This is a genomic window from Catellatospora bangladeshensis, assembly GCF_016862575.1.
Classification (GTDB): Bacteria; Actinomycetota; Actinomycetes; order Mycobacteriales; family Micromonosporaceae; genus Catellatospora; species Catellatospora bangladeshensis.
Genome location: NZ_BONF01000016.1, coordinates 255,108 through 266,529 on the forward strand (window position 1 = coordinate 255,108; position 11,422 = coordinate 266,529).

The following is an 11,422-nucleotide window of genomic DNA, read 5'->3' on the forward strand; positions in this document are numbered from 1 at the left end:
CCACCTATGTCAACATCAGGTTGACAAGCAAGGAAGGGCACCTTCTTATCGTTTTCCGTAGAAGAAGGTGCCCTTCCTAACGCCTCAGGTGGCGAGGGCGATCTCCTCGGCGAGCAGCCGGGCCAGGCCGGTGCGCCGCCACTGGTCGGTGATGCCACGGCTGGGCACCTCGACCGTCATCAGCAGGTAGGGGTACATGCGGTACGGCGCGAGCCGACGGCGGGCGGAGGCGTCGAAGACCACCGGGCGGCCGGTCGCGGCGGCGTATCCGCGTACGAAAGGATGGTCCGAGCAGGGGCACCTCGGGGCCGGGGCCCATGAGCACCACGTCCCCGCCGTCGGACAGGCGGGCCCTCCATACCGCCGCGAACCCGCCGCCGGACAGCTCGGCGCACTCCACGACCGCGACGGCCGCGCCGAGCGCCTCGCGCACCCGAGCCGCGACGTCCCGGCGGCTCAGCTCCGGCTGGGTCGGACTCCGCACCGCCCGATCCTCGGACGGCTCGTCCCGGCCCGCCGGACGCCCACCGCCGCGTTGATCATGAACCTATGGCACGGTTCAGCGGCGTGTCCTGGCCACAGCTTCCTGATCGCTGACGACACACCGTCGAGCCGTGCCATAGGTTCATGATCGACAAGCCGGGTCGCGGCGACGGCGGTGAGGGCTAGACGTTTGCGGGCTCGTCGGCGAGAGCGGGGTGGCGCAGGCCGGGGTGGCCGGCGGGCAGCGAGCGGCGCATGACGTACCAGCTCACGGCCAGGCAGGCGGCGACCAGGGGCCAGGTCAGCGCGGCGGTGGTGATGGAGAGGGCCTCGACCTGGCCGGACCAGTAGAGCGGCAGCCAGACGGCGAGGCGGACCACGTACTGCAGGACCCAGATCCAGCTGGCGCGGCTGTACGCCCGCAGCAGCGCGGGGTCGCGCCGCCAGCTGCCGCGCTGGCCGAGCACGCCGCCGACCACCACCCCGAGCAGCGGCCAGCGCAGCGCGATGCTGATGGCCCAGCACAGGGCGCTGGCGGCGTTGGTGGCGACGCGGATGAAGAAGAAGTCCTCGGGCCGGCCGGTGTAGAGCGCGATCAGCGCCGCCACGACCACGCCGAGCAGGCCCAGCAGCACCGCGCCGAACTTGTCGCCGCGCAGCAGCCGCCACCCGCCGACCGCGGTGCTGACCGCGATCGCGGCGCCGACGCCCCACTCCAGCGACTGCCCGGCCGCCGCGAACCCGATGCCGAAGGCCAGCGGGCCGAGGGTGGCGTCGATGGCGGCACGGCGCCCGCCGAGCAGGTCGGCGAAGCTCTCACCGGCGGGGTCGGGCCGGGTGGTGGTCACGGGTTGCTCCAGGGCGGTCGAGGTTAGGTGAGCCTAGCCTGTTTGGCAGTACGCGGGAAGCGGGTACGTACTGCGCTGGGACATTCCGGCCCGACCTGGTAGGAAGATCCTTATGCGTACGCCCGCCACCGACGAGGTTATCGACCTCTGCCGCGACCTGATCCGTATCGACACCACGAACACGGGTGACCTGGCCACCAGCGCCGGGGAACGGGGCGCCGCGGAGTACGTCGCGACGAAGCTGAGCGAGGCCGGCCTGGAGCCGCACCTGGTGGAGAGCCGGCCCGGCCGCGCCAACGTGGTGACGCGGATCCCAGGCGCGGACCCGTCCCGCGGCGCGCTGCTGGTGCACGGCCACCTGGACGTGGTGCCCGCCGACCCGGCCGAGTGGTCGGTGCACCCCCTGTCCGGCGAGATCAAGGACGGCTTCATCTGGGGCCGCGGCGCCGTCGACATGAAGGACTTCGACGCGATGTCGCTGGCGGTGGTACGCGAATGGCAGCGCACCGGCTACACCCCGCCCCGCGACATCGTGCTCTGCTACACCGCCGACGAGGAGGCGGGCAGCGACTGGGGTGCCAAGTTCCTCGTGGAGGAGCATCCGGAGCTGCTGGAGGGGTGCACGGAGGCGGTCGGCGAGGTCGGCGGCTTCTCCTACACGGTCAGCAACGACCTGCGCCTCTACATGATCCAGACGGCCGAGAAGGGCATCGACTGGCTGCGCGTGCACGCCACCGGCCGGCCCGGTCACGGCTCGTTCGTGCACGACGACAACGCCGTCACCGCGCTGTGCGAAGCGGTGGCCCGGGTGGGCCGGCACCGGTTCCCGGTGGTGGTCACCCCGACCGTGCGGGCGTTCCTGGAGGAGGTGGGCGAGGCGCTGCAGATCGAGATCGACCCGGAGGATCCGGAGGCGGCGATCGCGAAGCTCGGCCCGATCGCCACGATGATCGGCGCGACGATCCGCAACACCGCCAACCCGACCCGCCTGTCCGCCGGGTACAAGGACAACGTCATCCCGGGCCGGGCCAGCGCGACCATCGACTGCCGGACCCTGCCGGGCCAGTTCGAGCTGTTCCGCGAGCAGCTGGCCGCGGTGCTCGGGCCGGATCTGGAGCTGGAGTCGGTGCACCGGCAGCCGGCCCTGGAGACGGACTTCGACGGGCCGCTGGTGGATGCCATGGCGCTGGCGCTGCGGGCCGAGGATCCGGGCGCGCACGCCGTGCCTTACATGCTTTCCGGAGGCACCGACGCCAAGGCGTTCTCGCGGCTGGGCATCCGCTGCTTCGGCTTCGCGCCGCTGCGCCTGCCGCCCGATCTGAACTTCTCCGCGTTGTTCCATGGCATCGACGAGCGGGTGCCGGTGGAGGGACTACAGTTCGGCGTGCGGGTACTGGACAGGTTCCTGCGGCAGAGTTAGGCCCGGCCGGAGGGCGGCCGGGAACCGGCCTGCATCGTCGTATGAAGGAGTAACCGAGTAATGAGCGACAACCACGCCGCCGTCGAGGCCGCGCTGGAAGAGATGATCACCGCTGCCCGGGCGCACCTGGCCGCCGTCCGCGACGCCAAGGGTGAGGTCGACAGCGACGAGGTCTGGCGCGCCTACGTGGCGTTCAACAACGCTGCCGTCACCTACGATGACGCCCTCTCGGAGACGTACGGCGAGCCGCTGCCCTGGGAGGTGGAGCCGATCGACCTGGAGAAGGCCGACCGGTTCATGGCGGACCTGGTCGCCGCCGAGCAGGCGCCGACCGACCCGCACCCGAAGGTGATCTCGGTGCGCCAGCGCCGCGACTACCTGATCCCGAGCGTGTCCGCGCTCATCAACGCGGCCGAGCTGGCCCGCCGCGAGGCCGGGCTGAGCGACGGCGACACCGAGCCGGTGGGCTCCGTCGCCGACGCCGTGCTGGAGCTGCTGCAGAGTTCGGACGGCTCGCTGGCCGCGCTGGACATCCCGGAGCTGGAGCCGCTGGACGGCATCGTCACCGTCGCCGAGGTCGACAAGTCCCTGGAGCCGGACGACTTCGAGGAGACCGACGCCAACGGCCCGTTCACGCTGGGCGGCAACGACAAGCTGGTGGCCCGCCTGGACGAGCACCTGAACGGCGACATCCTGGAGGACCAGGACTGACGTCCTGACCGACGAGGAACGGCGCGCACCCGCACCGGGTGGGCGCCGTTCGCGTACGCGGCGTCAGCGGCCCAGCGCGAGCACGGCCGTGTCCAGCTCCCGAAGCTCCCCGGCCAGGGTCACGCCCGGGATCGCCGCGAACTCGGCGACCATCGCGCGGATCTTCGCCACGCAGCTCCGGTCGCTGAGCGGCTGCTGGATCACCCACTTGCCGCCGTCGGGGTAGAACAGCGGGTTCGATCCCGTTCCCACCAGTGCCAACGGCCCGGCCTGCACCCTCAGCCCGTCGTCGTGCTCCAGCACGATGTCGATCACGCCGGCCCACGGCAGCGCGGTCGGCGTGCGGGGCCCGACGGACAGCCGGACCTTGGCCTCGCCGTCACCCGGCACCTCCTGCCGCGGCTCGCTGGTGACGGTGAACGGGACCTGCGGTGATCCGTCGGGGATCTCGATGTCGTGCCTGGCTCCGACGCTGAGGTCCACGTCGGTGGCGTGGCAGGCGGGCACCGCCCGCGACTCGCGCACCGTGACCACCGCGCGGGTGATCAGCGCTGGATCGCCGGTGAGGTTGCGGACAGTGACCTCGGCGACCGCGCCGCGCAGGCCGGTCAGCGGCTTGCGGGTCCCGTCCGGCCCCAGCTCCCAGCCGGGCAGGTCGGTGCCGATCGCGCCGGTCACCGCGACCACCTCCAGGTGGGTCTGCACCGGGGGGACGGCCGCCGGGCGGTCCTCCGCCCGGGTGCACCCGGACAGGGCGACCGCCGAAGCCAGGGTGTACGTGAGAACGCTGCGGCGCATCGTCGTCCCGTCGTCAGTGGATGGTCATCGAGCCACCGACAACGTAATGCAGGCGCCGCTCAGACGGTGGCGCACCTGGGGCCGCAGGCGACCTGCTCCACCGGCGGGGCCGGTCGAGCCGGGGGAGTGCTCGCGCTCAGGCCGACGGGCCGGGCAGCGGCGCCAGCCGCAGGGGGCGGCGGAGCAGCACCTGCCGGGTGCCGTCCTTCATCAGCCGCACCCGGGCCAGCTCCCACCCGCCGTACTCCGCCTGAATGGCCAGCCGCACCGCTGCGGTCAACCGATCGATGTCCGGAGGTAACCGCAGCGGTGCGTATTCGTAGTCCATAGAGCGATCGTGCCCGCTGGGCCGGGGTCCGGCAAGCGCAGCACCCCTCCCGTCTGCTGAGAAAACGCCCATTCCGGTGCTGGCCGGCCCGGGTCGCCCCATTCCCGGATGGCGGAGTTCAGTCCAGCTCCGGGTAGCCGAGCGGGATGTCGGACACGTCGTCCAGCGCCCGGGAGATCTCGGGCGGCAGCTCGATCTCCTCCACCTGCAGCGCCGCGATCAGCTGCCCGACGTTGCGCGCGCCGAGGATCGGCGCGGTCACCCCGGGCCGGTCGCGCACCCAGGCCAGCGCCACCTCGGCGGGGGAGACGCCCAGCCCGTCGGCGGCGGTGGCCACCGCCTCCACGATCGCCGAGCAGCGGGGCTGCAGGTACGGCAGGACGAAGCGCTCGAAGTGCGGCGACGCGCCCCGCGAGTCGGCCGGGCGGCCGTGCCGGTACTTGCCGGTCAGCACCCCGCGCCCCAGCGGCGACCAGGGCAGCACGCCGATGCCCATGACCTCGCAGGCGGGCAGCACCTCCCGCTCGATGCCGCGCTGGAGCAGGGAGTACTCCACCTGCGTCGCGGTGATCGGGGCGCGGCCGGGCCAGGCCTGCTGCCAGGTCGCGGCGCGCGCGGTCTGCCAGCCGGAGAAGTTCGACACCCCGGCGTAGCGTGCCCGGCCGGAGCTGACCGCGAAATCGAGCGCGGACAGCGTCTCCTCCCACGGGGTGTCCGGGTCGTGCCCGTGCACCTGCCACAGGTCCACGTACGTGACGCCGAGCCGGCGCAGGGTGTTGTCGAGGGTGCGCAGCAGGTGCCCGCGCGAGCCGTCGTGGCGGCGGCCCGCCCGTGCGCGCAGCCCGGCCTTGGCGACGAGCAGCACGTCGTCGCGGGACACCATGGCGTCGAGCAGAGTGCCCAGCAGCGCCTCGGCCTCGCCGTCGGCGTACACGTCGGCGGTGTCGATCAGCGTGCCACCGGCGTCCACATAGGCTTTGAGCTGCGCCCCGGCGTCGTCCGGGTCCGTGTCCAGGCCCCAGCTCATGGTGCCCAGGGCGAGGCGGGAGACCACCAGCCCGCTGCGGCCGAGCGGTCGTTGCTGCATAGGATGAACTGTATTCGGCAACCCGCCGCGCCGGTGATCGGCGGGTGCCGTCACGGGGTGTGCCAGACGTAGGTCAGCCGTCGGGGTGGGTTTGCCGAGCTTCCTTTGAGGGAAGTCGGCTGTGGTTGACGTGCACGGTCGACCAGCCCCGGGAGCACCGAACAATGACGTTGATCAGCACGCGCACGGTTTCCGAGACCGTGCCGGCCGTCCCTGCCCGTCCTCGCAGCCCGTACATCGACTCCCTGCGCGCGGCCGCGATCGTGCGCGTCTTCCTCCAGCACACGATGCCGCTCGGCGCGCTGACCACCCTGCTGCCGTCCATGTGGGTCATGTTCGGCCTGGCCGGCTACCTCACCGCCTCGTCCCTGGCGCGCGGGGGCGCTGCGCGCACCGTGCGTTCCCGGGCCCGCCGCCTGCTGCCCCCGCTGTGGGCGCTGGCCGCGATCGCGCTGCCCCTGATGCTGCTGCGCGGCTGGCCCGGCTTCACCTGGCAGCACCTGCTCCCGTGGGTGTTCCCGCTGGTCAACCCACCCGCCAGCGAGTGGGGCGCGCCGCTGGTGGTCGCGTTGTGGTACCTGCGCGCCTACCTGTGGTTCGTGCTGCTGTCGCCACTGCTGTGGTGGCTGTTCGACCGCGCGCCGCTGCTGACGCTGACCGTCCCGCTGGGCGCGGCGGTGCTGCTGCAGACGGTGATCGCGCTGCCCAGCTCCCCGGTCACCGACGTGGTGTGGACGACGGCCTCCTACGGCACCGCCTGGCTGCTCGGGTACGCCCGCCACACCGGCCTGCTGGACCGGCTCTCCTGGCCCGCCGCCTGCGCCGCCGCGGCGGGACTGGGCGGGCTGGCACTGCTGCGCGCCGGCGGTGACCCGGAGGGCGCGCTGGATCCACTGGTACAGGTGCTGTGGGGCACCGCCGTGGTGCTGCTGGCCCTCCGCGCCCGCCCGGCCATGGACTGGATACGCCGGGTACGCCCGCTGCACCGCGCCGTCGCCCTGCTCAACGCCCGCGCCGTGACCGTGTACGTCTGGCAGCTGCCCATGGTCGCCGCGACGTTCTGGCTGCTCGGCGACCTGGCCGGCCCACCCCTGCTGACCGTAGCGACGGCCGGCGTGCTGACCGCCCTCGCGACGCTGTGCTTCGGCTGGGTCGAGGACCTCGCCGGCCGCCGCACCCCCACCCTCCTGCCCCCGCCCCCCTGCACCGCCCCACCCCACCCCGCCCCCACCCCCGCCTGACCGCCCCCCGCCGCCCAAGATCGCGTCGATCTTGCACGAAGTGTTAGGGATATGCCCGAAAAGGGCGTGTCGCACCCACAGCTCACGCAAGATCGGCGCGGGAGGGTGTGGTGCGGGCCACAGGGGTGGGTTGTGCTTTTCACGATTGCTACTAGTGGGTAACGTGGCGCGCACCGCCGCCGACGCGGCCCGGCCAACGGAGGTCCACTCATGCGACTCGGTCTCAACATCGGCTACCTGACGCCGTGGTCCACCCCGGCGGTCCTGCTGGACCTGGCGCGGGAGGCCGACCGGCTCGGGTTCTCCGTGGTCTGGGCGGCCGAGGCCTACGGTTCCGACTCGCCGACGCTGCTGTCCTGGATCGCCGCGCAGACCGAGCGCATCGACATCGGCAGCGCCGTCATGCAGATCCCCGGCCGCACGCCCGCCGCCACCGCGATGACCGCGGCCACCCTCGACACGCTGTCCGGCGGCCGCTTCCGGCTCGGCCTCGGCGTGTCCGGCCCGCAGGTCTCCGAGGGCTGGCATGGCGTCCGTTTCGCGAAGCCGCTGGCCCGCACCCGCGAGTACGTCGACGTGGTCAAGCTCGCCCTGTCCCGCAAGCAGGTCAGCTACGACGGCGAGTTCCACACCCTGCCGCTGCCCGACGGGCCGGGCAAGGCGCTGCGGCTCAACTTCCACCCGCTGCGCACCGAGATTCCGATCTACCTCGCCGCGGTCGGCCCGAAGAACCTGGAGCTGGCCGGCGAGATCGCCGACGGCTGGCTGGCCGTGTTCTTCGCGCCGGAGTTCGCCCAGGAGCAGCTCGCCCAGATCAGCGCGGGCCGGGCCAAGGCGGGCAAGACCCTCGACGGCTTCGACATCGTGCCCAGCGTGCCCGTCGTCGTCGGCGACGACGTCGAGATGTGCGCCGAGCTGGTGCGCGCCTACGCCGCGCTGTACGTCGGCGGCATGGGCAGCCGCCAGCAGAACTTCTACAACCAGCTCGCCACCCGGATGGGCTACGGCGAGGCGGCCGCCGAGATCCAGGACCTGTACCTCGCGGGCCGGCACCGGGACGCCGCCGCGGCCGTGCCGATGGAGTTCATCGACCGTACCGCCCTGCTCGGGCCCAAGGACCGCATCGCCCGACGCCTGCGTGACTTCGCCGACGCGGGCGTGACTACGCTGTCGCTGGCGCTGTTCGTCGCAGACGCCGACTCCGGCAAGGAGACCTTGCGTACGGTGGCCGAGGCGTACGCGGAGAGTGGATTGGGAGAATAAGTGGAGATCGAGATCTGGCAGGCGATCGTCCTGGGCATCGTGGAGGGGATCACCGAATTCCTCCCGATCTCGTCGACGGGACACCTGACCATCACCGAGAAGCTGATGGGCCTGCCGATCGACGATCCCGCCGTGACCGCCTTCACCGCCGTGATCCAGATCGGAGCGATCGCGGCGGTGCTGGTCTACTTCGCCAAGGACATCGGCCGGCTGGCGACCGCCTGGGGCAAGGGCCTCGTGTCCGCCCCGGCGCGGCAGGAGTTCGACTACAAGTTCGCCTGGTACGTCATCGCCGGCTCGATCCCGATCGGCATCGTCGGCTTCCTCGGCCGGGACCTGATCACCGGCCCGCTGCGCAGCATGTGGTTCGTGGCCGGCTCGCTGATCGTGTGGAGCGCCGTGATGGCCTTCGCGGAGTACGCCGCCACCCAGACCCGCGGCGAGAAGCAGCTGCGGCTGTCCGACACCCTCGTCATCGGCTTCGCGCAGTGCCTGGCCCTGATCCCGGGCGTGTCCCGCTCCGGCGCCACCATCACCACCGGCCTGCTGCGCGACATCGACCGCGTCACCGCCACCCGGCTGTCGTTCTTCCTCGGCGTCCCGGCGCTGACCGCGGCCGGCATCTACGAGCTGCCCGAGGCGCTGGGCAGCCCCACCGTCAGCGGCCTGGTGCTGATCATCGGCACGGTGGTCAGCTTCATCGTCGCGTACGCGTCCATCGCCTGGCTGCTCAAGTTCGTCGCACACCACACGCTGATGACTTTCGTGTGGTATCGGGTGATCCTCGGCGGCGCGATCATCGCCCTGCTCGCCACGAACACCATCTCCGCGACCTAGGCTGGCGGGCGTGGCCACCCTTCTGCTGCTGCGACACGGACGCACCACCGCCAACGCCGACGGCATCCTCGCCGGAGACCTGCCCGTCGAGCTGGACGACCTCGGCGTCGCCCAGGCCGAGCAGGCCCGCGGGCGGCTGGCCGGGCTCCCGCTGGCCGTGGTGGTGAGCAGCCCGCTGCGCCGGTGCCAGCAGACCCTGGAGCTCGCCCTGCCCGGCGTCGCCCCCGTGCCCGACGAGGGCCTGCGCGAATGCGGGTACGGCGAGTGGTCGGGCCGCTCGCTCAAGGAGCTGGCCGACAACCCGCTCTGGTCGACCGTGCAGCACCATCCCGCAGCGGTCGTCTTCCCCGGCGGGGAGGCGATGGCGGCGATGGCCAACCGGGCCGTCACCGCCGTACGCGCCTGGGACGCCCGGATCACCGAGTCGCACGGCCACGACGCGGTGTGGCTGGCGTGCAGCCACGGCGACGTGATCAAGGCGATCGTTGCCGACGCGCTCGGCATGCACCTGGACCTGTTCCAGCGCATCTCGGTCGAGCCGTCCTCGATCACCGCGATCCGCTACACCCCGCAGCGCCCGTTCGTGCTCCGCGTCAACGACACCGGCACCCCGATCTCCGCCCTCCTCCACAAGCACCGCCCACCCGCCGAGGAGACCGCCGAGGGCGACGCCGTCCTCGGCGGCGGCGCCTGACCCGGGGCCGCTTGATCATCCGACTTGCCGGGCAGTCGGGCGTATCTTGCACGCGCATACGCCCATGTGCCTGGCAAGTTCGATGATCTTGGCGGAGGGCCGGGCTCTCAGGCGGTGGCGCGGAGGGCGAGGAAGAGGTCGACGCGGTCGGCGAAGCTGTCGAGGTCGCGGCCGGTGAGGTCGGCGATGCGGCGGATGCGGTAGCGCAGCGTGTTCACGTGCAGGTGCATCGCGCTCGCGCACCTCGTCCACGAGCCGTCGCAGGCCAGGAACGTCTGCAGGGTGCGCAGCAGGTCCGCGTTGTGCGAGCTGTCGTACGCCCGCAGCGGCGCGAGCAGCCGCTCCGCGAACGCCTGCCGCACCGCCCGGGGCACCCCGGCCAGCAGCAGGTCGTGGGAGGCCAGCTCGTCGCAGCCGACGACACGCACCCGGCCGTCGCGTTCGAGCGCGTAGTCGTGTGCGTGCCGCGCCTGGGCCAGTGCCGCGGCCAGGCCGCTCACATCCGAGGCGGGCTCGCTCACGCCCGCGGTGACACGTGCGCCCCGGACGGCGGAGGTCATCCTGCGGGCTCTGTCACGTAGCGGCGCGAGCACGCCCGTCCCGGCGACCACCGCCGTCACCAGCGCCCCATCAACGGCCACCACTGCCACCCCGGCCTGCGCCACCATCTCCTCGACGATCGCCGCGGCGTCGCCGTGCAGTTTCGGGGAAACCGCACGGTCTCGGCGGAGCATTCGTGCACTTTCCCCGAAACTGGCAGGCCCGGGGGTGTCGAGGGACACGACGACGACGGTGTGCGGCCCGGTGACGGGCAGGCCGCAGGCGTTGAGGGCGGCGCTCGTCTCGATCGGGTCGGCATTGGCGGCGAGCGCCGCGACGAGACGGTTCGCCAGTCGCGCCTCGACCTGGCGGGCGCGCTCATGGCGGGCTGCGTCCAGCGCCGCCAGCTCGACCAGCTCGTCGAGTGCCGTCCCGTCATCGGCGCAGGCGATGAAGCGTGCGCCCAGCGCGGGGGTGAGCGCGGGCGCGTCGAGGTGGAACTCGCGGCCGTCGATGCGGCAGCGTGCGGGCAGCGTGTCCGCCCGCAGGAACGCCGCGGCCAGCTTCGCGCCGACGCCGGATTCGGTCGGAGTGGTGCTCGTGCGGTCGGTCTCCAGCGGGCCGCCGACGATGATGCGGCCGGTGCAGCTGAGCACCCAGGCGCCGTCTGTGGGCCATACCTCCGACAGGTCCGCGCCTGCGGCGAGGCGGGCGACGAGGCCGCGGCGGCGGTTGCGGGCGGCGACCGCGCCCGCCTCCCGCTCGGCCCAGAGCACCGTGTCGATCCGGTCGGTGACATCGCGGAACGACACCTCGGCAGGAACCGCGAACAGCGGCAGCCGGTGCCGCCGGCAGGCGTCGACCAGGTCGGCGGGCACGGGCCCGAGCAGCGCCTCACCCGCGCCGAGCGCGGCGACCCCGGCCCCGGCGAGCGCGGCGACGAACACCTCGGAGTCGGCGGGCTCGCGCCGCCACATCATGCCGGTGAGCACGACCTCGCCGCCCGCGAGGTAGCGGGCGGGGTCGAGCAGGTCGGTCGTGTACGCGTTGCGCGCCACCGGGCGGTCGAGTTCGCCGTGCCCGGCGAGCACGGGAAGCGGGACACCAGGGTGTTCCAGCACGTCACGTAGCCGCATGCGCACCGCCTTTGTCGTAACCTCCAAAGAGCCTAG

The 11,422-nt window shown here is 72.5% G+C and carries 12 protein-coding genes; 6 read left to right on the plus strand and 6 right to left on the minus strand.

Annotated elements, in window-relative coordinates; genetic code table 11:
* Nucleotides 1–84 precede the first annotated feature (84 nt).
* Together Cba03nite_RS16165 and Cba03nite_RS16170 are read right to left on the minus strand one after the other, a co-directional pair.
* Nucleotides 85–243 carry a hypothetical protein gene (locus Cba03nite_RS16165; RefSeq protein WP_203746549.1) on the minus strand — a complete coding sequence of 53 codons (159 nt, stop codon included), beginning with the start codon at nt 241–243 and terminating at the stop codon, nt 85–87.
* Nucleotides 244–665: 422 nt separating this feature from the next.
* Entirely contained in the window at nt 666–1,331 is a 666-nt protein-coding gene (locus Cba03nite_RS16170; protein WP_239125776.1) for a DUF3159 domain-containing protein, read from the minus strand.
* A 112-nt stretch (nt 1,332–1,443) separates the two neighbouring features.
* On the opposite strand from Cba03nite_RS16170, the gene Cba03nite_RS16175 reads away from it, so the two are divergent.
* Both Cba03nite_RS16175 and Cba03nite_RS16180 read left to right on the plus strand, forming a co-directional pair.
* The gene (locus Cba03nite_RS16175) at nt 1,444–2,751 is read left to right on the plus strand and encodes a M20/M25/M40 family metallo-hydrolase (RefSeq protein WP_203746550.1); all 1,308 of its coding nucleotides are present in this window, start codon (nt 1,444–1,446) and stop codon (nt 2,749–2,751) included.
* A 60-nt stretch (nt 2,752–2,811) separates the two neighbouring features.
* A complete protein-coding gene (locus tag Cba03nite_RS16180) occupies nt 2,812–3,462 on the plus strand; it encodes a hypothetical protein (protein ID WP_203746551.1) in 651 nt (216 codons plus the stop codon).
* Nucleotides 3,463–3,525: 63 nt separating this feature from the next.
* Here Cba03nite_RS16180 and Cba03nite_RS16185 read toward each other — a convergent pair whose 3' ends face one another.
* The 3 genes from Cba03nite_RS16185 to Cba03nite_RS16195 all read right to left on the minus strand — a co-directional run bounded on the left by Cba03nite_RS16185 (nt 3,526) and on the right by Cba03nite_RS16195 (nt 5,675).
* Complete coding sequence (locus Cba03nite_RS16185; protein ID WP_203746552.1) at nt 3,526–4,260, minus strand: hypothetical protein; 735 nt, start codon at nt 4,258–4,260, stop codon at nt 3,526–3,528.
* A gap of 136 nt (nt 4,261–4,396) precedes the next feature.
* Nucleotides 4,397–4,588, minus strand: coding sequence for a DUF5703 family protein (locus Cba03nite_RS16190; protein ID WP_203746553.1), 192 nt, complete (start codon nt 4,586–4,588; stop codon nt 4,397–4,399).
* Nucleotides 4,589–4,706: 118 nt separating this feature from the next.
* A complete protein-coding gene (locus Cba03nite_RS16195) occupies nt 4,707–5,675 on the minus strand; it encodes an aldo/keto reductase (RefSeq protein ID WP_203746554.1) in 969 nt (322 codons plus the stop codon).
* Between the two features lie 164 nt (nt 5,676–5,839).
* On the opposite strand from Cba03nite_RS16195, the gene Cba03nite_RS16200 reads away from it, so the two are divergent.
* The 4 genes from Cba03nite_RS16200 to Cba03nite_RS16215 all read left to right on the plus strand — a co-directional run bounded on the left by Cba03nite_RS16200 (nt 5,840) and on the right by Cba03nite_RS16215 (nt 9,710).
* A complete protein-coding gene (locus Cba03nite_RS16200) occupies nt 5,840–6,916 on the plus strand; it encodes an acyltransferase family protein (RefSeq protein WP_203746555.1) in 1,077 nt (358 codons plus the stop codon).
* Nucleotides 6,917–7,126: 210 nt separating this feature from the next.
* Entirely contained in the window at nt 7,127–8,179 is a 1,053-nt protein-coding gene (locus tag Cba03nite_RS16205) for an LLM class F420-dependent oxidoreductase (protein WP_203746556.1), read from the plus strand.
* Between the two features lie 6 nt (nt 8,180–8,185).
* Nucleotides 8,186–9,016 carry an undecaprenyl-diphosphate phosphatase gene (locus Cba03nite_RS16210; RefSeq protein WP_203746639.1) on the plus strand — a complete coding sequence of 277 codons (831 nt, stop codon included), beginning with the start codon at nt 8,186–8,188 and terminating at the stop codon, nt 9,014–9,016.
* A gap of 1 nt (nt 9,017) precedes the next feature.
* On the plus strand, nt 9,018–9,710 hold the full coding sequence (locus tag Cba03nite_RS16215; RefSeq protein WP_203746640.1) for an MSMEG_4193 family putative phosphomutase: 693 nt from the start codon (nt 9,018–9,020) through the stop codon (nt 9,708–9,710).
* A gap of 107 nt (nt 9,711–9,817) precedes the next feature.
* Here Cba03nite_RS16215 and Cba03nite_RS16220 read toward each other — a convergent pair whose 3' ends face one another.
* On the minus strand, nt 9,818–11,386 hold the full coding sequence (locus tag Cba03nite_RS16220; protein ID WP_203746558.1) for a PucR family transcriptional regulator: 1,569 nt from the start codon (nt 11,384–11,386) through the stop codon (nt 9,818–9,820).
* Nucleotides 11,387–11,422 lie beyond the last annotated feature (36 nt).